Consider the following 26,110-nt stretch of genomic DNA (forward strand, 5'->3'; position numbering starts at 1 on the left):
ATGTTGTCTCTTGGCCCGTATAAATTTGCTCCAACAAGTTTAAAGTATAATAGAGAAAATCGTTGGAGCACAATTGAGTGTATTGAAAATATGCCACTATTACAAAATATCGGTCAAGGTATAGAAGATATAGATTTAGAAGGAACGATTTATCTACATAATCTCAATGGGCTAAATCAATTAAAGAATATGAAAGAAGCTGAAAAACCACATGTTTTAGTAGATAGTTTAGGTAATATTTTAGGACAGTTCGTAATTACCAGGTTAGAAGAAAAGCAGATGTATTTTTTACCTAATGGACTACCAAGAAAAGTTGAATTTAGTTTGAGTTTGAAGAGCTATAGATGACTATATATTACTTAACCAAAGAAGGAGAAATGCTAGACCTGATTTGCTGGAAGCATTATGGGTATAGTAGTGGAGCAGTGGAGGAAGTATTGCTTGAAAATCCAGGCCTTGCAGAATACGGAAGCTTTTTGCCTGCAAGATTAAAGATAAAGCTTCCTACTATTCAGAAAACAATACAAAAGTCAAAATTAAAGGTCTGGGAATAAATGCAGCCAGATTTTATAATAGATAAATGTGAATCAATTAAAGATAGAGTTATATCATTGCACCTTACAGATGAATCAGGAATAATAGATGATGTAGTTGAAGTGTGTGTTGATTACAGGGATGAAGACATAGATATTCCGAATGAATTGAACATAGCACTAGGTTATAAGGAATTTGGAATCTTTCCAATGGGTATGTATACAGTCAACGAAGTGACTATACAGGCTCCACCTAAGACTCTACTAATCAAAGCTCATGCAACAAATTTAAGAATATCTTTGAAGGCAAAAGTATCAAAAGAATGGCGCCAAATTACCATAGAAAACTTAGTAAAAGAAATAGCCCAAAAACATGGATATGGATACAAAGTCGCTGAGGAATTTAAGAATGTATTAATACCCCATATTAATCAGGCAGATGAAAGTGATATAAGTCTGTTAACAAAGATCGCAACAGAGCGTGAAGCAATGGCAAAATTAGCTGGTGGGTATATATTGTTTATTTCAAAGAATATGGCAAAATCAGCCACAGGAAAAGCTTTAGGAACAACGACTATTAGACCTCAAGATACAATTAACTGGAAAGTGCATTTTACCGTACGTGATAAGTATAATTCAGTAGTGGCAAAGTGGCATAGCTATGAAAAGGGTGAAACTATTAAAGAAACAGTTGGTAGCGGCGAGCCAAGTTATATTATGTTAGAAATGTACTCAAATGCAGAATCAGCACTAAGTGCAGCAAATGCTAAGTTAAAACAACTAAAGCGAAATAATGCAGTATTGGATATCACTATACCTGGTAATCCAGAGTTATTTGCAGAAGCTAAACTTAATCTTATAGCTTTTAATCAAGCGGTAGATGGTGAATGGATAGTTAACAGAGCGGAGCATACTTTAAATAGCTCAGGTTACCTTACTATGTTGTCAGCATCTTTGAGTAAGTAATGTTAATAAAAAATGAGTAAATGATCTATTTAATATTAAAAAGATGTTGAATATGGATAAATTGGGTCAAGATACAAAAAACAAGCTGCATTTTTGGTGGCTTATAACAGTAATAGTATGTATTATTGCTACCTATTCCTACATGAAGGCAAGAGCTGCAGATAATTATAAAACGATGTTACGCATTGCTTCTCAAAATTGTAACTTAGAGACTGTAAAATTCTTAGTAGAAAATCTATTAGATATTAATGTGCAGATCCCTAAATTAACAGCACTACATTATGCTGCAGAAGAGGGATGTGCAGAGGTTGTAAAATTCCTAGTAGAAAAAGGAGTTGATATAAATGCTACGAAATATGAAAGATGGACACCTTTACATGCAGCTACATATGAAGGCAAATTGGAGATAATTAGATTTTTATTAGACAAAGGTTCAGACCCTACCATTAGAGATACAGATGGAAAAACACCAAGGAAAATTGCTGTATTAAGATCACGGCATAATAAGGACAAACCTTATGATGAAATCATTAAGCTACTTGCAGAAGCAGAGGACCGATACGAATCAACAAAAAGTAATCACTAAAGCTGTAAGTTTTCTATAATCTGCATATAAATTTCCAAAACTATCCATAACAAGTTAATATTTTCACATGAAAAAGCAAAAAATCCCAATAGCGGTAATAATAACAATAGTTCTACAGACTGTAGGATTCATATGGTGGTTGGCAAAACTTGACTTACGTGTACACATCCATGATAAATTTATAGAAAAAAACCAAGGACTAATCGAAATAGTCTATCGACTTGAAGAGAGAGTGAAAAACCTCACTGAAGAAGTCAATGAACTTGAAGCTATTCACAAACACAAATAAATTTTACAGTGACAAAGTACATTTTATCTGTAGATGGAGGTGGCATTAGAGGGATAATACCAGCCATTATTCTAGCAGAAATAGAAAAGAGAGCAAGGAAGCCTATTTTCCAGATCTTTGACTTAATGACAGGTACTTCAACCGGTGGGATTGTTGTAGCAGGATTATGTAAAAAAGATAAACCTCAATATTCTGCTAATGATTTAGTCGAGTTCTATCGGGAATATGGACCATATATTTTTAAGTCTTCATTTTTTAGGCGATCAATACTATCTTGGTTTAACTGCGCACAATATCCACATAAAAATATTGAATCTGTACTGGATAAATATTTTGGAGAGGATATTCTAAAAAACACTTTAAGTAATGTGTTGATTACGAGTTACGATATTCAGAATAACTGCCCATTTTTCTTTAAAAGCTGGAAAGAAGGTAATATTAAGCTGAAAGATGCACTCAGAGCTGCAACGGCTGCACCTACTTATTTCATACCAAAACATCTAAAAATTGACCAGATAGACAGAGTATTAGTGGATGGAGGGGTTTTTGCAAATAATCCAGCGACATGTGCATACGCAAACAGTAAAAAACTTTTCCCTAATGAAGAGATCATTCTGGTGTCAATTGGCACAGGTCGGCTATCTAATCGAATCAAGTACAGGAAATTAGGGAAAATAGCTTGGATAAAGCCGTTACTAGATGTGATGTTTGCTTCGAGCCTTGATGTAGTAAATTATCAGATGAGTAATGTAATGGACGACAAGTATATAAGAATACAATCACACCTGACAATAGCGTCTGCTGAGATGGATAATGTAACACCTAAAAATATTAAATTTCTACAGAAGGAGGCAAATGCAATGATAGAGGATAATCAAAAAGTAGTCGATAAATTCTGTGATATTGTATCTTGATACGTCAAATCCTGCAGAGCTAAACAAGGGTTTGGGATAGATGTATTAAATATATAACTATCTTTACTTATATCTTAATATATTATTTTTTACTCCTAACTGTTTTTAACACAATTCAATTTTCACACTCATCAGCAGTTAGGCCACTTGCTCGCAAAATAACATCAGTAGAAACACCCGCCTTCACTAGATTTTTCGCAACCTTGATCTTTTCTGTTTTTTTAACTTTCTCTTTGCTATTCTTCATATCCCTAGATAAAAATTTCTTCACTAATTCTTGCTCTTCAGTTTTTCTTAGTAAATTAAGTAGTTCACTATCTTCATTTGTTTTAGGCAGCAGAACTTTAATATTCACTGATAATCCTTCTGCTATTTGATATAATTTGTCAAATGATATTGCAGTGTATCCTATTTCATACTCGTGTATTTCCTTGAGTGTTAAACCAACTTTGTTTGCTAAATCTTCCTGAGTATACCTTCTTATCAATCTCCATTCTCTTATTCTTTGCCCTACTCTGTAGTATATAGAATCAGTGCAGACTTCTTTCTCTGTATTATCATACTCGTAAATAGATAAGCCGGTTGCTTGGGAAATTATGTCAACTGACACTCCTTCTTTAACTAGATTTTTTGCTATTTCCAACCTTGCTTCTTCTTGATCAATTTTTTCGCTAATATGAACAAACCTGACTAATGAAGGTACTATTTTGCCTAACTTTTGATTCTCATATATTTTCGTTAGATAGAATATTTCTTCGTCTTCATCTTCATACTCTCTTACTGTTATTGGTTTAGGTAATAGATCTACAACATTAACTGACAATACTCTTGCTATTACATATAGTACTTCAATCGTAATAGGAATATACCCATTTTCATAATTGGTTACTTCTTTATATGCTAATCCGATTTTACTTGCTAACTCTGCTTGAGTACACCTTTGCATTAATCTACAATCTTCTATTTTTTGCCCTATTTTGTAGTGTATAGAACTAACATCTCTTACAGAAACAAACATATATACCTTACTTAGAAATAAATTTTCATGCAATTTGATCAGCGGATAAACCAACTATTTGCAAAATAATATCAATAGAAATTCCCCCTTTTACTAAATCCTTTGCAACTTTGATCCTTTCCGCTTTCCTCACTTTTTCTTCGCAAATATGCATCCCTTCAAACAAAGATTTTATTAATGCATTACGTAGTTCTTGGCTCTCAATTTCTTTGTATTCTTTAATCAAATCAAGCAGCTCATTTTCCACTTTACTACCTTCATTTTTCTCTATTAGTAGATCTGTAATATTAATCGATAACGCTTCTGCCATTTCATATAATTTATCAAGTGGAACAGCAGTCCTTCCTTGTTCATAGTTGCTTATTTCGTGACGTGTTGTACTCATTTTCTCTCCTAAATCTTTTTGAGTATACTCTCTCACTAGCCTCCATTCTTTTATCTTCTTTCCTATTTGGTAGTAGATAGAACCAACCTTTTCTTCAACACATTCATCAGCAGAGAGGCCAATTGCTTGTGAAACAATATCAATAGAAATTCCTGCTTTAACTAGATCCTTTGCAATTTTTATTTTTTCCGATTTTCTACTACTTTTCTCACTAACTTGGACAAATTTGGTTAGCAAACAAAACATCCTACGCAACTCCTGATCATTAATCTTTTTATATTCTCTTACTAGATCTAATATTTCCTCTCCCTCATCTTCAAGACAGCTTTTTGATATAGGAATAAGATCGGTAATACTGATTGATAGTGCCTCAGCTATAGCATATAACCTTTCAATTGGAACTCTACGATTCCCTTTCTCATATTGCAGTATCACCCAGTACTTTACACCAATTTTCCTCGCTAAATCCTTCTGAGTATACCCTCGCTCTAACCTCCAATTTTTTACTTTTTTCCCTACTTCATAGTCTAGACTTTTTTCCACGCAAAGAACCTTACATATAATATTTTCTACTATAGCTCAATTTTGTTAAGGCTCCAGTAAACTCTGGAACCTCAAAGTTAGCCATAATTAAAGCTTCCTACAAGTTTCTTTACTTTTTTCACGTACTTTATCTACCCATGAAGACAGCTTTTCACCTGGGCTATCAACCTCCTTCATAAGCTGCTTGCTATTCCATATGCCACATCTCATAAAACTTCCCTTTTCTACTGCTTCTTTAAGTTTTACTCCAGCAAAAAGGCAATTTTTTCCAAATTCTTCCCCTCTTTGTTGTAGTTCAGCCCACATTTCCTTGTTTTCTACTCTGACTTGTACTTGATCATATTTTTTTACATCGTGGTACAATATAATATTTAGCTTACCAATGCTTGTAGGAAATTCTAACATGATAGAGCTGCCATCTGAAATATCGGTATAGTTTCTTATACCTCCCTTCTCACTTTTAACTTCAACTGCATCATTACCAATTTTTAAGATATTACTTCCTAACTTTCTGTTTGCTTCCAGTATTTTGGCTACCTCTACCTTACTATTCCCAGAAAATTCTATATACGATGTTGTATTATCTATCTCAACATCTATTAATTCTCCTTCTTGCACAGCATTTTCGCCAGCTTCCTCTAGCTCTTCTAGTTGCTTATCTATCTGTGGCTGAACTTCTGGCTGTAGCTCATTATAGATTTCACCTATCAGTTTATTCTGCAGTAGAGTATCATGAAACTCTGCACCACTTAGCATTAATTTACGTATTAGCTTTTTACGATCAGCCTTATCAAATTTATGAAAATGTGTGCCCAGTATCACATATTCCGCGAAGCTCCATTCTCCATCATTACATGCATTTAGCCTTGCTCCAGAAGCTAGTACTTTGTCTATAACTTTGTGCAATTCATTTACGTTTTTTGCCTCTACTATAGAACTCTTAAACCAGCTCAGCTTCTCTGTATTTGGCTTTATTTTTTGCAAAGCTGAGGCAAATGGATTTTTATCTTCTTGATCACTTACAGGTTTTGTACCATATATATAATCAAGTCCTTTTCCATAGTTGATTTTGTTTTCGCGAACGTTTCTGCTAGGGAAAGGCATTGTATCTTCCAGTTTTATCTCCTTCTGGCTATTAATTTTACTCACAAATTTAGACTGCTCTATATCAACGCTTTCAAGAGCACCAAATATTTTCTTGTGATTAACATTAGTCTTTTTATTCTGATCTTTACTAGTCATATAAACCTCATATTAAAAATACTTTTTAAGTGTACAATAAACTTTGTTATTATACATTATATTACTCATTATAAATTATAGTGGGTAGATTTGCAAATACTTTCTGCTATAACAATCCGTTTTCTCTAAAGCTAAAATAACCCCCACTTGTAATGATAATATGATCAAATAATCTAACACTTACAGTACTACACGCTGCTGCTAAGCTCTTCGTTACTGCTTGATCTTCTTCTGAAGGTTCTAAACTTCCCCCAGGGTGGTTGTGTGACATTATTACTAATGTTGCATTCTTTATTAATGCTTTTCTTGTAATTTCCTTTATGTATACTGGTGCTTTTTCCATTTCACCAATATAGGATTCTTCTCCGATTAATTGGCGCCTTTTATTCAAGTACAGTATTTTTACACATTCCCTTTCTGAGTGTCCTATACTTACGTTTAAGTACTCTACTAGCCCTTGTAAGTCCATTATTGGCTCACTCTTGAGCTTTTCTCTCAGTACCCTTTCTAGTGTTTCCTTAACACACATAATCATTGCTACTGCAGAATCAGTTACTCCTTCTATAACTTTCAGGTCATCCATTTCTCTACCTAAAATCCTTCCTACTCCCGTATAAGTATTCACCAGATTTTTAGCAATTTCTTGAGCCTGTGGTCTTTCATGTACTGCACTTAGAAACGTTTCCATTATTTCACGATCAAGTAGTGCTTTGCCTTTGCTTTCTAATATTCTGAATTCTATTTCTTCTTTATTCTTATTATTATTCATATAATTTACCTTTCACTAACAACAAACTTTTTTTAGATATTTACTGCTGTTTTTTATCAGCATTGGCATAGAGCCATAGCTTTTGAGTGAAGTCAAATCAATTTTTCAATCTTTTTTACTTATTTTTTCATTAAAAAGTAAATATATTAATAGATACTGATTTTTTATTTTAAATTTGTTGAATTTCGTCTAAAGAGATGCCCACTGTTTTTAAAATAATATTGATAGAAATTCCTTCCTTAACTAAATTCTTTGCAATTTTCATCTTTTCTACTTTCTTCACTTTCTCTTTGCAAACTTGTATGCTTTCAAACAGAGATTTTATTAGTACATGACGTAGTTCTTGGCTTTTAATCTTTTTATATTCTTCTATTAACCTTGATAGCTCTGCTTCACTATTCTCATTTTCTCTTGTTTCTGGAAGCAGATCTGTAATATTAATTAATAGTACCTTTGCTATTTCATCTAACATTTCAAGTGAAACACCAGCTCGTCCTTGTTCATATTCATATATTCTTTGATTTATTATGCCCACTTTACTTGCTAAATCTTCCTGAGTGTATCCTCTTCTCAACCTCCATTCTTTTATTCTTTGACCTACTTTATACGGAATGGAAATTTTTTTCTCATCATTATCATATTCATCAACAGATAAATTGGTTGTTCGAGAGATAACATGAGCAGAAACTCCTTCCTTAACTAAACCCTTTGCCACTTCCATTTTTACTGCCTTTCCACTTTTTTCCTCACTAATACGGATAAATTTAGTTAATAAATAAAACGTTTCACGTAATTCTTGATCCTTAATCTCTCTATGTCTTCTTACTAGATTTAATACCTCTTCTCCCTCATTTGATACTTCTTGTACGCAAGCTAGATCTCTAGCAGTTGTTGATAATGCTTCTGCTAATTCATATAACTTCTTAATTGAAATTCTGCGTGTTCCTTTTTCATATTGCAGTATTACCTGATATGTTGTACTGATTTTTTTTGCTAAATCTTTTTGAGTATATTTTCTTTTTAACCTCCAGCTTTTCACTTTTTCTGCTATCTGATACCTTATAGAGATATTTGCCATAAATATTATACAGGTTAATACTACCAAATAAAGATATACAAAAGGGATACTTCTTTCTATGTTTGAATTTTAGTTGAATATTTCTTCACAATTGTGTATAATTATTAATGCTTTTTAAGTGGATTTTCTATGGCTCTTTCTAAGTTTCTTGATCCTAAGAATGATATATCGTTCAAGCGCATCTTTGGCACTGAAAAAAATAAGGACATTCTTATTCACTTCCTTAATGATATCCTTGGCTTCACTGGCAAAAGTACAATAAAGGATATAGAGTTCTTAAGTACTATTCAAGACCCTGATATTGCTTCTAAAAAACAAAGCATTGTTGATGTTCTTTGTAGAGATGAAAATGGCCTGCAAGTGATAGTCGAAATGCAGGTCGCTAAAACTAAAGGCTTTGAAAAACGTGCCCAATACTATGCTGCTAAAGCTTACTCAAGACAGGCTAATAAAGGTGATCAATATCATGACCTTAAGGAAATTATCTTTATTGCTATAGCAGATTGTATTTTATTTCCTGATAAGTCTGAGTACAAATCAAAGCACACTATTCGGGATGAAGATACTAATGAACATGATCTAAAAGATTTTTACTTTATATTTATTGAGTTGCCTAAATTTCCAAAAAACAAAGAAGATCAGCTTTCAAGTATAGTTGAAAAATGGGTCTACTTCTTTAGATATGCAGATGAAACTAGTGAAGAAGAGCTAGAGAGAATAATAGGAAGTGATCTAATAATTGAAAGAGCATATGAAGAACTAAATAGGTTCAACTGGTCAGAAAAAGAATTTATTGCCTATGAACAAGAGATCAAGCGTATTCGTGATGAACAGGCTGTCCTTGCTCAAAAACTTGATGATGCTACTCAAAAAGGTAGACAAGAAGGCATCCAAATCGGCGAAGAAAAAGGTGAAATGAAAGCTAAAATAGCTGTGGCCAAAAACCTACTTAAAGCTGGTGTCTCTACTGATATCATATCACAAACTACAGGTTTTTCTCATTCTGAAATTTCACAACTCAAAGAAAAAACATAATATTCCTACTTATTCACTTCAACATCTATGAAAACCTTCTCTAAGTTAGACATATCCCCTCATTAAGAATCTAGTGAACTGTCTAAAACAGCTATGAAGATTGTACATAGAATTGTATAAATTACTATCATAACATTACCCAAACTTCTATATCAAAGCTACGTGCTGTAAGTTCAATATGGAAAACACATTAACCACTTAGCATTTAATGTCTACTTCATCCATTTTAGTATTAAGACTATTAAACTTGCTACTGGTCTCCCTAATTATTTTGGCTACCCTCACTTTAAATTTTCCACTACTTGGCATATTATAGCTCCACCCCTTATATTATAACTCACCTATTGAGATTACCTCTAAGCTTGGTTACTCCTATCTCAGAAAGACAAGTTGATACTTTTGAATGGCTGTGAACTGAAGCATTACTTAAATAACTTTGAGGCTCTAAACTTATTTGCTTTGCACTATCAACTTCTAATGTACCATCTCTGTTGTGTAATATCTGCTCTATTGATTGATTTAGCAGACCCTTATTAAATTGAGCTATAAACTTGTCAAATTTCTTCGGACTTAATTTACCAGCTTCTTCACCAGGACATGCTTTCTCTACATACGATTTTAAAATCCCTGAAATTTCATTAAATTTACCACTCATGACTTTTCTAGTAATCTCTTTCTGCATTTCCATATAATCAATATTTAATCGATGCATTGATACACCACTTTTTAATCCAGCTTGCTCTACTACTTTCTCACATCCCTCTGTAATATTTAGTGCATATCCCTGTGCTTCTAGTGAAGATATATACTGATCTGCTGTAGAAACATACTTTTGACCTGCAACCCTTCTAATCAATAAGTCAAGTAACATTATTGTACCATTAAAGTCAACCTGTGATAGATAGTGATCTCCCATTTCTAGTATTGTATTTCCTCCAATAGGCTTAAATTTAACAGGTGCTTGCCTTTCACACATTCGTTTTAGATTTGCATTTACATAATCGACGTTGTCTCGAAAGAAACCTCCATTTTCTTGTCTTTTATCTGTACCATCAGATGGTAGTGTGGTACCTGTAAAACTACTATTACTTATCGATGCTTTGGCAAATTGCCCATCAACTTGTGATACTGAACTTGCAGTCCCCTCAGATTTAGAACTCAATAATTTACCTATAGAGCTTTTCACCCAAGAAATACAATCATTTATCCACGAAGATTGTCTTGTACCACTACTTGCTGCTATCTCAGGTTGATTACTTAAATCTATAGCAAGCGGTTTACGTGATAAGTGATGACGACTATGATCTCCATGGTGATGACGGCGTTTGCGTTGTGCAGGTCTATCTTTTTCTTCATTATCTTTAGTATTAGCTACTTGACTTACAAACTTCCCAACTCTAGTTCGATTAGAGCCATCTAGTAAGTGATTATCTAACCTTCCTGGTAACGCTAAGAGCTGAGAATCACTTGACTTGTTTCTAGCCCTTACCCTTATAGCTTCTAGGGAATCAGAACCTGCTTTACCATCTAATTCTTGTATATCACGTTTCTTGTGAATAGACCCACAATTTTCAATCTTCCAAGTACCTTGTCTAATATACTCTCCTGGAATCCAAGTAAATACTCTTCGCCTATTATCATCATATTTAGCATAATCAGCAGCATACAAATACTCTTTAGATTTCACATTCATTATATAAATATCATCACCATAAGGTTCAACTCTCCACAGACTTTGTTCATCTTTTCCTCCTGGAACCCAAGTAAATACCCTTCGCCTATCTTTATCATAATTTAAATCATCAAGAACAGCATATAAATATTCATTAAATCCAACATTCATTATAGAGTAACTATCACCATAAGGCTCTATCTTCCATTTTAATTCGCCATCCTTTTTATCCCTTGGAATCCAAGTAAACACTCTTCTTCTCTTGTCATCATAATTAAAATCACTACTAGCAGCATATAAATACTCATTTTGATAAAGATTTTTAATACATACTTTTGATGAAAACACTGCATTTTTTATTGATTCCGGTAATTTGCTTTTTAATTCTTCAAAGTGAGATATTTGTTCTTTATTATTTATCTTCTCCATAACTCCCTTTATACAATAGGCTAACTTCAGTATTGGACCATCATTAAAGTCACTTGCTTCAATAGTAGCACCTCTATTTAGTAGAAAGTCAATTATATCCGACTTATTATATTGAGCAGCTACGCACAGAGGTACTTGACCATTTTTGTCTTTCGCTTTAGTATCAGCTCCTTTCTCAATGAGAAACTCAGTAGCTCCTAAACATCCTCTCCGTGCAGCATAGTGTAGTGATGTCCAACCATCTTTATCAGCATTATCAACGCTTACTCCTTTGCTTAGGAAAAGCTCTATAATATTTTTATTATTGTTCTCACTAGCAACATGAATAGGTTTTTTACCAGAGTTGTCTGCAGTATTAATATTGGCTCCTTTCTCAATGAGAAATCTAGCACTATCTAATTCACTAAACTCAGCAGCATAGTGTAAAGGGGTCGAACCATTTTTATCAGTTTCATCAACGCTTACTCCCTGTTTCAGAAGAAAATCTGTGATATTCATGTGATTATTCATAACAGCAAAGTGAATAGGAGTCCTGCCAAGTATATCCTTAGCATTCACATTAGCTTCCTTATCAACTAAAAACTTAGCAATATCTAAATGACCTTTCAATGCAGCCCAGTGTAGTAATGTGCAGCCATATTTATCAGTCGCATTAACACTCACATCTTTACTAACAAGAAACTCTACTGTACCTAAATTACCACTCCAAGTATAATAAAACCCGCCATGCGTTCTGTCGTCAATATCTTTCGCAATAAGATCACTAATTGTCTTTAGATCTTTTTCATTTTTTACAGTAAGTAACAATTCTTTATCTAAGTGTGCTTGCATAAAAACTTGCCTCATTGTATCAGAATTAGTATAATGTTCCTCATCTTCAGGAGTTCTACCACTGTTATCTTTAACATCAATATCAGCACCTTTACTTATAAGATACTTCACCATATCTAAATGATGAACAGAACGTGAAGCATAATGTAGAGGGGTTTTACCATCTTTATCTTTAGCATTAACGTTAGCACCTCGATTTACAAGGCCTTGAACTTCATTAAAATCACTATCTTTTACTGCAGCCAGTAATTGCTCATTTAATTGAGCTTGTTTTAAGTATTTTAAGATGCTATCATGCTTTCGGTCGATGGCGATATCTAGCGGTGTCTTACCATCCTTATCTTTAGCATTGATATTGGCTCCTTGATCAAGAAGAAGTTTTACTATTTTCAATCTGCCTGCTTTAATAGCAAGATGCAAAGGTTTTTCATCATATGCATTTTGAGACTCAATATCAGCGCCTCTATCAAAAAGAAATTTAACTATATCTAAATTACCTTCTTGCACAGCACAATGTAAAGGCGTTTCCTGATATGTTGTTTCATTATTGATGTTAGCACCATTATCAAGAAGAAATTCTACTATACTCCATTTACCTGCTTCCACAGCACAAAGTATTGGTGTTTTACCAAACTCATCTTGAGCTTCAATATTAGCACCATTATCAAAAAGAAGTTTGACTTGATCTAAATCGCCATTTTGAGCAGCAAGGTGTAAAGAAGTTATAAGGCTTTTTTGCAAATTAGTAATAGAACTAACATAATTTAATTTATCTATACTATCTGCGTTGTATATTTTATCTATTTCATCACTCAATAGTATTTCTTTATCAGTGAATCTTATAGACAACGTTTTCATTTTAGGTTCTTTATAAAAATCCTTAAAATATATAATACATAACTCCATATTGGCATTAAAAGCGTTGGTAACTATCAAGTCATATCTAGAATAAAGAAAAGCATATTGTCCTGCCTTTTTAGATATAACCAGCTTGTTCTTTTCTTCTACGTCTTGAGGAGTTACCACAACGATTTCTTTATCAGAGATTAAAAGTGAAGGCTTTAAATCTAGACTATCGTCTATTTCCATCGGTGTATTATTAAAAATAATTTGTAATTTCTTATACCACTTATTTATAAGTGCATCTTTTAACCTAATTGTCATTACATCTTGCTGCAAATCAGTGGCTGATATAGACACCTTAATTAATAAATCACTTGCATCTTTAATAACCATTGATATTGGTTTAATACCCAAATCCTTATTTATTTGTTGTACCAACTTACGCAAATCTAACGTATTCCTTAAACTCCTTTTTCTGTTGATATTGTCATTCATTACTACTTCTCGAATAGGTAAGTCTTCTATATCGAGTGTTTCATGGTCTGAAGTAATTACACGTATACTGCTTTCTTCTACAACAATATTTCTCCTTTCACTTTCTTCTCTATTAAGTTCATTGTGTATATTTTCCAGAAACGCTGGACAAAAATCAAAGCTTCTTTTCTTCCTTTCACTTAAACATCCACCTAAATCTAACTTATTTTCTGATTGGCCAAGGAAAGTAGATTCTTCAACATCTTTGACCATAGAAGATATTTTACTTTGCTGATTGCCTGCCTCAGTCATCATTAATTTAGAGCACTGGTTTATTACATCCTGACCATAACCACTTAATAAGAGATTGTTTTGTAAAGTCCTTGACAATGCTGAGATTTGAGTACCATTTAACTTATTTCCAAACTCAGATAACTGTTCTAAGCTGCAGGAATCCTCTGTAAAGCCAATTTGATCTTGGAGTGACGAAAAGCCTAAACATTGATACGTTGGATTTCTATTTTCACTTTTAAAACCATCAATTGATATTAAACATTTAAAGTCAGTTTCTACTTTAGGAGTATATTTATCCTTATTCTGATAATTTTCTGAAGCTTTACCAATTAAATCTTGTATTTTTCCCACCTCAGATAAGCTAAACCTATCTAACCTACGGATTGTTATTGGTTCTAAGCCTAGATCAAACTCCAATGTAGAAATCCTATAAGACTTACTGTGATTCCAACCTTTTATGTTGACCGTACGATTGGACTTCTTATCGTGAAATATCAGATCCGCACCACTACTAGAAATCTTAATCCTATCTGGAGCAATATTTTTTAATATCACTACTCCTATACGTTCTTCATCGTTCCCTAGAGAAGTTAAAGTATCGTCTTGATTATGTGTAATACTGATAGACTGAGTAAAATCTACATTATATTCTTTTATGATCTTTCTATAATCACCCTTAAGTTTGTCTTGATAGTCTATTATTCCATTGACTTCTTGCTGTAAACCTAAATATTGGGAAAAATTACCATTGTTCCACAGAAGAAAATTAATATCTCTCCATTTACTTTGATCATTATAAAAATCTTCTATTCTAATAATCAAAGGAGCTTCTCCTTCTCTTATTAATAAGAGATCATCTTTATCTTTATATTTCTCAATATCTTTAAGATGGGAATCTATAACTACATGATCATCTTCAAAATCTTTAGACAATAAAAACATATTCTGAGTTTGTGTAGCTTGTAAAAAAGGAACTAATTTCCCTTTTTCTGAAGAAGAACATGACATTGACTCTATAATAGGGATAAATGCTTCTCCCTTTTTATTCATAATTATAAGATGCCTATAATTACGATCTTGAAAGTAGTTTTTTACTCGAATGTTACTATTATTATATTTTAAATACAGATCACATTGCTGGATTGAAAAATCTTTTTCAACCTCTGGCATAAATAGCGTATCTATTTTTTCATCATCTGAACTATTATCAATCTTAACTTCTTTATTATTTATATCATCAGTAATAACATATACGTCCCTTCCTTTTCCTCCTCTTGCAAACATGGTACCTTGGTCGAAGTTGATTACATCATCTCCTGAAGAACCGAAAACCATATGTGGAACTACACTATTATCTTGACTTTGTGTTTTTCCTCTAATAACACTCAAAACTTTATAACCCTTATTATTCTTTAGAATCTTTTTATAATGAGTTTCAACATCGTCAAATTTATTTAGAGAATATTCTGAATGTAATTCAAATGAATTAATCTTTATATTTGCTGAGTCTGATCTCTCAATCTTAGGAACAATATTACTACCATTTTTATCTATCAGTACAAAGTGAGGTTTATTACTGCTCTGCTCGACATAATTTTTCACATCAAGAGTAAATTGATTATTTTGACCAAAATTTATTTTCAAAGATAAAGTATTACTCTCTTTAGAGTAGGTTATCTGATCACAATCACTTAATAAATCAATCTCTGGAAAAACTACAGTTCCTGTTCCATCTACATTAATTTCTGAATATAAACCCCTACCTTTATAGTCTGCAGTTTTTACGTAAAAAGTATAATTGCTTTTTCCACCTTCGACTGTAGTATACGGCGAAATGATAACTTTTCTGCAATTTTTGACTACATCTTTCTTATTTCTACTAACACCGCCACCACTATCTATTATAACATCACGGTTATCACTTCCTGTAAAATGCTCAGAATAACCCATACACAAGACCTCATCTACCTTGTTCTGTCTTCCAATATAATGGTAATTAAAGAGGTTGTTACTAACATAATCATCAATTAACAAACGATTATTTATTCTTACCTTTAATCTCCCATAGGCATTAGGCTTAAAACGATAGTCAATCACACCTGTAACTTTATTTTCTGCTAATTGACTTAGATCAAGTATATTAATAGAGTTACTTCCACCAATCATTTTGCCTGAAAAGCTAGGGTTATTTACAATAACAAATCTGTTTGCTACATTATTGCCACCAGTTATTTTTGTTGTACCTGGATAAATTAGAAAATTATTGTTCCATTTATTGCTTCCAACAATTTCGCCTTTATCTATATTTTGTAAATCATAAACAATTGTTTTGCCATTTCTACCATCGTGACTAATAACCATTGCATTCTCACAGTAGTATAAAGGCGGTTGAACTGAACTTGTAATACCTTTTTCATAATCCTGCCCAGTAACCTTTGGCAAACAAATCCTGCTAGCACCTGGTATACTATCAGGTATAACACGTGAAAGATCTTTGGTATTAGTATCTTCTTTATCCATCAAAATCTTTGCATAATCAGGCCGAAGAGTATTATCACTTACTTTTCCAAGACCAACACCATAAGCAACAACACTATTAGGAGCATTATTTAAAGCCTTCCATACTTCTTTAGCTAGACTATCAACTGTGTTTTTTCTATCTGCAAGGTGTTGCACATCAGATGCCATATCTTGAAATAGAATCGTTCTCCAAAATATGCTCCAGTTTTCTCCATGGGTTGTATCATACTTTTTCTCGTACTCTACTATATTGCTGATACCACTATAAACTCCATAACCTACCATGAGCCCAAATCCAACTGCAATACCAACCACCGGCATACCAGCTGCTGTAAGAGCAACACCAGAAATAAATGACACTCCAGAAAAGGATATAGATGCTATATTATCCCTTATTTCTTTCTCTCCACATGGATTATCACTACTTTCTCTATTTTTACAGTCTACAAGATTATTTGCTGATATGCCTATATCAATAATATCAAAGACACCACCTACAGCCCCTGCCACACCTTTTGCTATTGTACTTCCAAATTTTACTCCCGCCAATTTAACAGCAAATTTTGTCTGCCTACCTAAAGTACCAGGTACAATTCTTGCTACAACCTTTTCAGATGACGTTACAACTTTTGGAGCAATTTTAACCATTACATTCTCAATTGGTTGAGATGCAAAAGACCATCCTATTCCACCTAGATTTAATCCACAATCCGTTGCTGTTCCATCCTTGCAAGATACAATAGCACCATGGATTCCTCTGATCAATTGTATTCCACCTGCAGCATTCATTAACCTGCCCTTTAGCTTTGGATTTTTTGTTAAACTACTATCTTGATGTATAATATCATCGTGCAAATCCTTGATACGTTCGTTCTGAACATAGCGTTCATACCCTTGATCTCCAACAACCTTGTCAAGTAAGTACTTACGATCACCTTCAATGCTTTTACCTCCAACAAACTCTACTAGTTGAGCATTTTTCGCTTCATCTTGACTACTTTTAACATAAGTTAGGAACTGTTCACTATCAATTATAATTTTGTCTACATTATTTTCATCGACTTTGCCTTTACTAAACTTTTCTACATCGTCCCTTGAAAACAAGCAGTTAGTAATACTTCTCTTGCTTCTACTACTTTGCCCCACACAACTATTTGGATCAAATCTCTTTCCAGGCTGCTGCTGACTAAAACTAAAGATAGAGCTATGAATTACTTTAACAGAAGCAAACTCATCTTTGCTCATTAAGATAAGAGAATCTGCATTACTTGCACCTTTATCAAACACAACACCCATAAAGGCCACTTCCTTTCCATCTGTAAGTGTTTTATAAGTTACACCTTTTGTATACTCATCACTTATTTGTTTATTTGCCTCATCTTTTAATGCATTAGCTGTCTTACCTTCTCTGGGTCCTTTAAGTTCTAACCCTACTGGATCGTATTCTTTCGCGTTTCCATCCTTATCTGTACTGATGCCATGAACAACCATATCAATACGTTTTCCTCTCCCTGTTTGAAACTCCGTTAATATTAATGCTCTAGGAGATTCTTTTAATTTTAAATCACTATAATAACTAAATGCCCCATGTAACACTCCTTGAAAATGAGCCTCTTCACCAATAAAATCCTTAAAAGAAAACATCCCTTCTCCAACTTTCTTTGTTAGTGAATCATATTTATCTACTGATAGAACCTTACCTGCTGCAGGAGTAATTTGAGACTTGAACGCTTCATCAAATGCTTCTCTCAATCCATTAAGATAGGGAACTTCTTTTAATTTTCCTTTGAAAAAATCTTTTCCTTTTTTATATTCACTCAAGGAGTCATACCTATTAACTTCCTCTATGTTAAAAAAATCTGACTTCTTTTGCTCACTTAAACTTATATACACCTCTGTGATTTTGCTTTGTTCTGTTAAGCTATCAGGCATAAGTATCTTTTTACTGCTACGATCCCCTCTTCCTCCTTCTCTAACATGAAAAATAAATACCTCTTCATTACGACCTCCTCTAATCAACGTAAAAGTTGTTACAGGCTTTCCGGATTTTGTGGTAGAATCGAGTGGGTATTCATCGTATAAAAATATAAATCTCTTTAGATCTACTCTTTTGAACTCATTAGCAAGAAGGAGTTGCCCTAATAGAAATCTACTAAAGTAATTACCTCCTTTCTCTGGTGTACCAGGAAATGTGTGATACATACGTTCTAGTGGCTGTTTTATTTCCTTTTTAAGATCAGCGATTGTACTTTCTTCACCATTCCAACTTGAAGTTACTTCTAGAAGTTTCTGTATCGTAGGTCGAGCAGGCTTCCTGTCAGCAGGTGGAGATATATACATAGAAAACTTTTCAGTTGAATCCAAATTTAACCCTACACAAAGCACATTATCTGAAATGGTTAAAACACGCATTGTATTTGGCTGAAAGCCTTTTGCATAATCCTTTGCTTGCTCCAAAGCATTTTCTGGCGTAGTACCACGACCTGTTCCAGCTTTCAATTCAATAATAATTGGAACAGCATTTAATGATCTATCCTTACCACGAGGCACTAGAACAATATCAGCATAACCTCTTCCTGCAAACTGCTCCAAGTAAACCCTGAGATTATATCTATAGCGGAAATTTACCAAAGCTCCTGCTATAAATCCATGATGGGCTGCTTCTCTTGTTCCTTGAGCATAGGTAAGTGAATTCTCATGTTTCGAATGAACATTACTGATTCTACTAATGACCTTCCTAGAGGATTTTTCAACTTCTCTTACGTCAGAATTAGTTAACTCAGCTATATAATCCTCAGGCCTGCTTTTTGCACTGTCTTCTGGATCTTTCCATATCTCCTCTTCTTTTTTGATTTTGTGAAAATTGTGACTAGCAGCAGAGTCAAGTATTTCTTTATCTTGTGTCTCAACAGAGATAGTATTTTCACTTCTATTGATTTGTACTAACTTAGATTTAATCGTACCTTTAACCCTATCTTTAATACCTCGTGCCGTATCGGTTCTTTTTTCTCTTTCGATATCAGGATGTAAATTTTCTTTCAATATATATTCTAATTCACCAGAAGTAAACTGATGACCAGGGCCATCGTGCTCTGAAATAGAAAATAACTCTATACTTTTTTCTGCTCTTGTAATTCTAATAACATCACTATCTTTTTTAATTTGATCATTTTTAACAACAACTACCTTTAATGTTTTTGCAGTATCAAAACGAAAATAAACTTTTTTAACACCTAATCTTTCCGCAATTTGTGTATCCGGCAAAATAGAAAAGCTTCCTAAAAAGAAATGCGGAAAAAACCCTTCTTTGCCTACCGAATGTAAATATGATGGGATCTGATCAATATATGATTGAAACCTTGCTTTGAAAGATTCAAAACCACTTTTCTGTTGAGCTGAAGTACTCTGGCCAGGTTGACTAACTCCTGCTGCTTCTCGAATTAATAACTCTATTAACTCAAAATCTTGTGGTTTTTCTTGGCCTAACATATACCTCCCTAGATAATATATAACAATTTTTTATTCACCCAACCCTATATGAGATTTATCATGCATTTTGCTAAGCTTCACCTCAGACAAATCTCCACTCGGACCAGGTATACTTTTTTGGTTAAAATCTACACAAACAGAACTACCATAGGATAAAAACTTACTTAATGAAGCATTATCTCCTTGCTCTAAAACGGAACGTATATAATCCGCTTGCTTAGAACTCATAAATTCTTTAACCTGTCTAGGATTAGCTTTATCCAATATTGTCCACACTTGCCCCATACAGCCTTTCTCGACCAAAGGGACTAATAAACTTCCTTGATAAATGGAATTGTTCATCATTTCTCCATTTAATGCTGAAGTAAGATGACTATCAAATCCATCCTTCATTAACATATGCATCAAGAGCTTCATACCTGCATTTAAATACTGCCCAGAACAACTTTCTATTTTTATATATCTTAACCAGGTACAATAAGGACCTACTGGCACATCACTTAGCTCTAAGCAGTCGAATAATCTTTGAAATTGGTCAAAGTTAGACGTTTCTAACATTCTTCCTAAAGAACCATAATAACCATTTTTCTCTAAATCTCTTTTCAAAAGCTCTGGATATTTATTAGGACTTATCTGACTTAAACAAAATTCAAACACATCAGGATAGCCATTATCATGTGCCGCATGCACTGCAATTCTCATGAAAACTTCATCTTTTTCCTGAGCACTTAACTCACCTTCAGGTAATGACTGAACCTTATCCCAAAAGAATTCCACTGCTTCTACATGTCTTCTATTTGAACTTATTGCTGCACGATGTAAACCAAAGACATAAGGATGCTGGCCTTTTAGATCTAACTCTGAAATATATCCACTAATGAAATGTGACCAAAATTGCATCATTGTGTCCGTATACCAACTCCCACTTACTGATTTAACTAACTTTTTTAATGCATCTGAATCTCCCTCATTTATTTCATCTTCCCGTTTAAAATGTTCAAATATAGAGATTATGTCTTCTTCTAAGCAACACCAACATGCAACCTGGTAACGATCAAAGTCATCTAGTGGATTACTTATACCCTTAGAACTTTTTGATTCTATCATCTTTTTAGCTACTACTCTTCTATTGAGTTTGATACCATGTATTGTATCGGTTTTTTCCCAACATTCTTCATTTGATAATATATCCAAAAAGAACGGAAGTTTTTTTTCACCCCAACTGTCAAATATTTCCAAAAATGCACCACACCAATTTTTCAATTGAAGTTGTTTAGATTCTTTATAAGGATCATCATCCTTAACAATAGAGAAAACAGCTTTTCTTAGTTCATCACAGTCCATAATTCTTACCTCACAAACAAAACCATACGTAAGATACAGAGCTATAATAATTTATAGACTCTATACTAATTTCAACATCATACTCCACCTTTGTAACTTGTCAATCACTATTTTAGAAAATTTCTAACCCAAAACAACTTTTGATAAAAGGCCATTAACAGACTCATTTTATGATCTTTTATTAAATTAAGATCTCTTTTCATTATAAATTTACCTAAATTATTTTTAGATAAATCTTTATTAATTTAGGAAGATATATTATTAAGATCTCAAGCAAGATAGCCATTTCCAGCACCCAAAACTACCGTACGTGAGAACAACTTTCTTTGGAATGCGTTGGTCTATCACTCAATACGTGCGAACTTTTCTATATAATAATTCTACTATACCATAAAAGCAGCTATATTAGCCTACTTTTACTACATTTACATACGAACTAACTTACCTAACTTTGTTGCAAAGATTGCAAGTTCCTATTTTCATAACCCTACTTTTACGTAGCTTGTTCTCACAAAGATACGATCTTTTTGGGATCTTTGAAGAAGTAAATAATTGAAATCTTTGTAATACTTGGTTGCAATGTTTTTTAGAGACAAAAGGTATTTTCCTATATCTGAATACAATAAATTTGTAATTCTGAAAAAAATATAAAACTATTGCTAATTATAATAATTGTGTAATAATTAAAACATAAGTTTTTAAGTTAAGGTAGTGTCATGGGTAATCAATTGGAAGAAGTATCTAGTCCAATAAATATTCAAGCAGATTTAGAAGAGAACAGTATGGTTGATGGAATAGAAAAGCGGTCAAAAGAACAAGGTTTTTATGCAACACAGACCATACCAATTTATCAAGTTAATCAAAATATTACGTATTCATATTTAGCTACGCTCGATAGTCACTTAAAAACAGATGAGCATTGTGTACACGAAAGTAATATACATACTGACTTACTTAATTTTGCTTTTCATGGTTCCTTAGAGAAAGTTCAAGATCTATTAAACAAAGGAGCTAGTGTTGAGATAAAAGACAACAATGGTAACACGCCTTTGCATCTTGCTGCTGGCAGGGGCCACTTCGTAATCGTTGGAACCCTGTTAAAAAAAGGAGCTACTGTTGAGGTAATAAACAATGAAGAAGCTACTCCGCTGCATATTGCTGCTGAAGCAGGCCACTTAGAAGTAGTTCAAGTTCTATTAGGAAAAGGGGCTAGTGTTGAGGCACGAAACGAAGAAGGATGCACTGCTCTTCATTCTGCTACTGAAATGGGTAAATTAAAAGTGGTTGAGTACTTTATAAGTGAAGAAAAAATCAATATTAACCAAGCAACCGATGATAATGACACTCCTTTGCATATTGCCGCTGAAATGTGTCACTTAGATGTAGTTCAATTTCTGTTAGAAAAAGGAGCCAGTGTTGAGGCACGAAACAACGAAGACTGTACTGCTTTGCATATTGCTGCTAGCGAGGGCCACTTAGAAATAGTTAAAGCTCTATTGGGCCAAATGAATAATGCTGACATATGAAAGAATAGTTTCAAATGTGTCTTGCATATTGCTGCTCGAAAGGGTTACTTAGAAATCGTTAAAGCTCTATTAGACAAAGGTACTGATATTAATGCAACAAACTATGACGGCGATACTGCTTTAAATGAAGCTGCTGGATGTGGTCGTTTGGAAGTAGTTCAATTTTTGTTAGACAAAGGAGCTAGTTTTGAAGCACGAAACGAAGAAGGATGCACTGCTTTGCATATTGCTTGTGAGGTGGGCTGTTTAGGCATAGTTAAAGCTCTGTTAGAAAAGGGATCTGATGTTAATGTAGTAAGCGAAAAAAATGGCGATACTCCACGACATGAATCTGCTAGAATGAATTGCTACAATATAGTTGAATATCTTGTAGAGGAAGAAAAGGCTACTATTGATGTAAAAAACTTGAGAGGTGAGACCCCTTCCGATTTGGCAGATTCTAATGGTTACAAAGATATAGTTAAGTATCTTAGTCTTCGAGTAAGGGAGTGTCCCAAAACCTCGGGAAGTCTGGCTGATGATAAAAATGTGATACAGTATCAAAAAGTGACAGAAAATAAACACCTAACTATAACTAATAGAGCAATAAAGACCAGTTTCTGTGTAGGGATAATGACCATGTTGACAAGTGTGGCTATTGGATGTACTGCTATTCATCTTAGTTTATCAATATCAGCTACTGCTGCATTGATTGTTGGGGCCATTGCTGGTGGCATTACATATGCAGTATTAAAGCCTAATAGTAGGCTAAATGAATGTGAAGTGAATAGGCAAAGCTTACCTCAAATGCCTAAGGACGAATGTTGCATGTCATATTAGTTCTTGCATTTTATGTCATGCGTGTGAAAATGGTGTGTAGTATTTTTAACCGAGGTGGAGTTATGGAATTGAATAAATTGCAGGAAGTATTAAATTCTGCTAACGCTGATGTTGGTTTCAGTAAGAGTAATGTAGTTAGTAAAATAGAAGAGAGATTAAAGCAAGTAGATCCAGGTACATTGTGCCAATTAAGTTTTGCTGTTTTAAAAAACAACAAACAAATGGTAGAAACCCTTATAAAAGGAGGAGCTGATGTTAACACAATTGATGCGTACAATCGTGATCCATTATATTATGCTATCTCACAAGGGAACACAAGAATGGTAGAGATCCTAATAAAAAATGGAGCAAGTGTTAATAAGAAGTATAATGACGGAAGCACTCCTCTACATCATGCTGTCTTGAGCCAAAAAATAAAAATAGTAGAGTATCTTATAAACAATGGAGCTGATGTTAATGCGTTAGATGAAAAACGGCGCACTCCATTATACTTAGCTGGACGAAGTACAAAAATGGTCTCGATTCTCATGAAGAAGGGGGCATTACCTTTACTGGAAAACAGAGATATTGAATTTTTAAAGGATCTAGCTAAACGCATTAAAGATGATGATACAGAGTATTTAAAGGAGGTAAAGGTAGAACAGAAGGAGGGGCGGGTAGATGATAAGTATGAGTCAATTAAATACTCGTTGCTGCTTAGTGATAACAGCTCTTTGACCTCTATTATTAAAAGGAAAAAATTCAAAAATTTAATATCTGATTGGTCTTTCAACGTACCTGATTTAAAAGATAACCAAAAAAATTTGAATAAGGCACTGTTAAATCTTCTTACAGACTTTCCATTTTGTGACATTACAAGGTTTGAGGACTTTTTACACGATAACAAAGGTGATGATCTAAAAGCTGTTCTCAATCTTCAAAGGGGAGAATCCAAATTGACAATACTACATGTAATACAAGGTATGGAGTATTTAGCAGTGGAAAAAGACATAGGTTGTGCAGTTAGTGCATTTATGACTTTACTTTTAAAATCTGGTGCTGATCCTAACATAGTTAACAGTGAAGGGCAAACACCTTTGCACTATGCTGCTTATTATAATACTTTAAATATACCTTTGCTTCTGAAAAAAGGAGCACGTGGTCAAACTGACAGACAAGGAAAAACTCCTCTAGACATTGTAATTATTAACAAAAAACCTTTTGAAGTGAATCTTTTAGAACAGATCTTTTTAACTCAGGAGCAATTGGAAGCAAAAAATGATTTAGAAGGTATTTGCGGTCATAGCTTTAACACTAATCGACTAAGAAAGTTTTTCAATCAGCACAAAGGAAATGAAGGTCTTAAAGAGATTCTCAATCTTCGTGATTGCGAAGGAAAGTCTCGAGTTTTTCAAAAGATTAGGGAGGCTTGTTATGGTAATGAAACTCATTTCAAAGAAGCAAAAAAGTTGCTGCTAGAAGCAGGAGCGATTGATTACGAAGAGTGGAAGGACAAAAAACGTTTGCCTAAGCTTAGAACTCTATGGGATGATTTAATATTAGATCAGTCGGAAAAGTTGAAAATATTTTTGGGTAGGGTAAATAAATCCAAAGATATAGATGAGTTAAAACGCGTTGTAAACGAAGCTATAGAACTTGGGGTAAGGCTGAACTTTCCTAACCAGGGTAGTATATACGGAAAGGTATATGAAAAGGAATATAGTTTTACAGGTTTTGTGATAAGAAAGATTAGTGAATTAAGAAAGAGTTCCGAAGGTTCAAGGAATATAGAGGTTGCTAGTGGTATAGTATGTCAATTGATATCAAAAGGGGCAATTTTGTACAACATAAGCAGTATATATGTAATTGACGAACTGGAAGAGTTTGAAAGCCACAAAGCTAATATGAAAAACGCTTATGCAGATTATGAGAATCGTGCTTTAGATTTCATAACAATCGTTCAAAGCGCAACAAGTGGTAAGGTAAGAGACGTAAAAATCGACAACTCTACTCTCTGTCTTGAATATTCACAGGATAGTAAAGTAGATGTTGCAAAGATTACAAATGGAGCAAGGGGTTTAGGTATCACTCAGGAAGATGTACAATACGGAAGAAATATAATAAAGATAGGTAAGAGTGAGGTAGAAATTATAACGGAAAACGCTATAAGGAATTATGTAGGCCTAGCAGATGGTAGTAATATAGTATTGACTTTCGATACTGGCTTGGGAGAGTTGGAAGTGAGATTATACCCTGATAAGCAAAATCTAATAAAGGTAGAAGTAGAAGATCAAGAAAAGTGGAAAAAATTACAGAATTGTGAGGAACGAATAGGGGAAAAATGTTTGCTTGGTGGGTGTTCAGTACGTGATGCTATTGAACGAGGTTTTTTTACTAGATCTGGAGAGTTGATTCGTTCTGAAACAATTAGTCAATCTGATGCAACAAAAGTGGGCCCTTGGGCAAAGCGCGAAAAAATGAGAAAAGCTTCAAGTCTTGAAGAAACAGTAGGCCGTTCTCTATAATGAAGTG

General features: G+C 33.7%; 17 protein-coding genes. 10 read left to right on the forward strand and 7 right to left on the reverse strand.

Annotation, left to right across the window (positions count from 1 at the left end; genetic code table 11):
• The 6 genes from ACFEL3_RS02785 to ACFEL3_RS02810 all read left to right on the forward strand — a co-directional run bounded on the left by ACFEL3_RS02785 (window position 1) and on the right by ACFEL3_RS02810 (window position 3,288).
• Entirely contained in the window at window positions 1-348 is a 348-nt protein-coding gene (locus tag ACFEL3_RS02785) for a phage tail protein (RefSeq protein ID WP_151807927.1), read from the forward strand.
• Complete coding sequence (locus ACFEL3_RS02790; RefSeq protein ID WP_265017961.1) at window positions 345-554, forward strand: tail protein X; 210 nt, start codon at window positions 345-347, stop codon at window positions 552-554. The genes ACFEL3_RS02785 and ACFEL3_RS02790 overlap by 4 nt, the downstream gene beginning before the upstream one ends.
• Window positions 555-1,499 (forward strand): contractile injection system protein, VgrG/Pvc8 family, encoded by a 945-nt coding sequence (locus ACFEL3_RS02795; protein WP_264337381.1) that lies wholly within the window; start codon window positions 555-557, stop codon window positions 1,497-1,499. It abuts the gene before it with no gap.
• A 52-nt stretch (window positions 1,500-1,551) separates the two neighbouring features.
• The gene (locus ACFEL3_RS02800) at window positions 1,552-2,085 is read left to right on the forward strand and encodes an ankyrin repeat domain-containing protein (RefSeq protein ID WP_265017962.1); all 534 of its coding nucleotides are present in this window, start codon (window positions 1,552-1,554) and stop codon (window positions 2,083-2,085) included.
• A 67-nt stretch (window positions 2,086-2,152) separates the two neighbouring features.
• The gene (locus ACFEL3_RS02805) at window positions 2,153-2,374 is read left to right on the forward strand and encodes a hypothetical protein (protein ID WP_015589022.1); all 222 of its coding nucleotides are present in this window, start codon (window positions 2,153-2,155) and stop codon (window positions 2,372-2,374) included.
• A gap of 8 nt (window positions 2,375-2,382) precedes the next feature.
• Window positions 2,383-3,288, forward strand: coding sequence for a patatin-like phospholipase family protein (locus ACFEL3_RS02810; protein WP_265017963.1), 906 nt, complete (start codon window positions 2,383-2,385; stop codon window positions 3,286-3,288).
• A 115-nt stretch (window positions 3,289-3,403) separates the two neighbouring features.
• Here the strand turns inward: ACFEL3_RS02810 and ACFEL3_RS02815 are convergent, their stop codons facing one another.
• From ACFEL3_RS02815 to ACFEL3_RS02835, 5 genes are all read right to left on the reverse strand, one after another.
• Window positions 3,404-4,306 carry a helix-turn-helix domain-containing protein gene (locus ACFEL3_RS02815; protein WP_265017964.1) on the reverse strand — a complete coding sequence of 301 codons (903 nt, stop codon included), beginning with the start codon at window positions 4,304-4,306 and terminating at the stop codon, window positions 3,404-3,406.
• Between the two features lie 25 nt (window positions 4,307-4,331).
• Window positions 4,332-5,234, reverse strand: a complete 903-nt coding sequence (locus ACFEL3_RS02820) for a helix-turn-helix domain-containing protein (RefSeq protein WP_265017965.1) — start codon at window positions 5,232-5,234, stop codon at window positions 4,332-4,334.
• An 87-nt stretch (window positions 5,235-5,321) separates the two neighbouring features.
• Complete coding sequence (locus tag ACFEL3_RS02825) at window positions 5,322-6,476, reverse strand: hypothetical protein (protein ID WP_265017966.1); 1,155 nt, start codon at window positions 6,474-6,476, stop codon at window positions 5,322-5,324.
• 106 nt (window positions 6,477-6,582) lie between these two features.
• Complete coding sequence (locus ACFEL3_RS02830) at window positions 6,583-7,245, reverse strand: RadC family protein (RefSeq protein WP_265017967.1); 663 nt, start codon at window positions 7,243-7,245, stop codon at window positions 6,583-6,585.
• A gap of 169 nt (window positions 7,246-7,414) precedes the next feature.
• Complete coding sequence (locus tag ACFEL3_RS02835) at window positions 7,415-8,323, reverse strand: helix-turn-helix domain-containing protein (RefSeq protein ID WP_265017968.1); 909 nt, start codon at window positions 8,321-8,323, stop codon at window positions 7,415-7,417.
• Window positions 8,324-8,452: 129 nt separating this feature from the next.
• Between ACFEL3_RS02835 and ACFEL3_RS02840 the strand changes: the two genes are divergently transcribed.
• On the forward strand, window positions 8,453-9,358 hold the full coding sequence (locus ACFEL3_RS02840; protein ID WP_265039527.1) for an Rpn family recombination-promoting nuclease/putative transposase: 906 nt from the start codon (window positions 8,453-8,455) through the stop codon (window positions 9,356-9,358).
• Between the two features lie 337 nt (window positions 9,359-9,695).
• Here the strand turns inward: ACFEL3_RS02840 and ACFEL3_RS02845 are convergent, their stop codons facing one another.
• On the reverse strand, window positions 9,696-19,910 hold the full coding sequence (locus ACFEL3_RS02845; protein WP_265039528.1) for an ankyrin repeat domain-containing protein: 10,215 nt from the start codon (window positions 19,908-19,910) through the stop codon (window positions 9,696-9,698).
• A gap of 30 nt (window positions 19,911-19,940) precedes the next feature.
• Window positions 19,941-21,254 (reverse strand): hypothetical protein, encoded by a 1,314-nt coding sequence (locus ACFEL3_RS02850; RefSeq protein WP_265017974.1) that lies wholly within the window; start codon window positions 21,252-21,254, stop codon window positions 19,941-19,943.
• A 716-nt stretch (window positions 21,255-21,970) separates the two neighbouring features.
• On the opposite strand from ACFEL3_RS02850, the gene ACFEL3_RS02855 reads away from it, so the two are divergent.
• The 3 genes from ACFEL3_RS02855 to ACFEL3_RS02865 are packed head-to-tail and all read left to right on the forward strand — an operon-like array spanning window position 21,971 to window position 26,103.
• Window positions 21,971-22,780, forward strand: a complete 810-nt coding sequence (locus tag ACFEL3_RS02855) for an ankyrin repeat domain-containing protein (protein ID WP_265017918.1) — start codon at window positions 21,971-21,973, stop codon at window positions 22,778-22,780.
• Between the two features lie 21 nt (window positions 22,781-22,801).
• Complete coding sequence (locus tag ACFEL3_RS02860) at window positions 22,802-23,599, forward strand: ankyrin repeat domain-containing protein (protein ID WP_265017919.1); 798 nt, start codon at window positions 22,802-22,804, stop codon at window positions 23,597-23,599.
• A complete protein-coding gene (locus tag ACFEL3_RS02865) occupies window positions 23,581-26,103 on the forward strand; it encodes an ankyrin repeat domain-containing protein (protein ID WP_265017920.1) in 2,523 nt (840 codons plus the stop codon). The genes ACFEL3_RS02860 and ACFEL3_RS02865 overlap by 19 nt, the downstream gene beginning before the upstream one ends.
• Window positions 26,104-26,110: the final 7 nt, after the last annotated feature.

Origin of the sequence: Wolbachia endosymbiont (group A) of Opomyza germinationis (assembly GCF_964264765.1) — a bacterium.
GTDB classification, from domain to species: Bacteria; Pseudomonadota; Alphaproteobacteria; order Rickettsiales; family Anaplasmataceae; genus Wolbachia; species Wolbachia pipientis.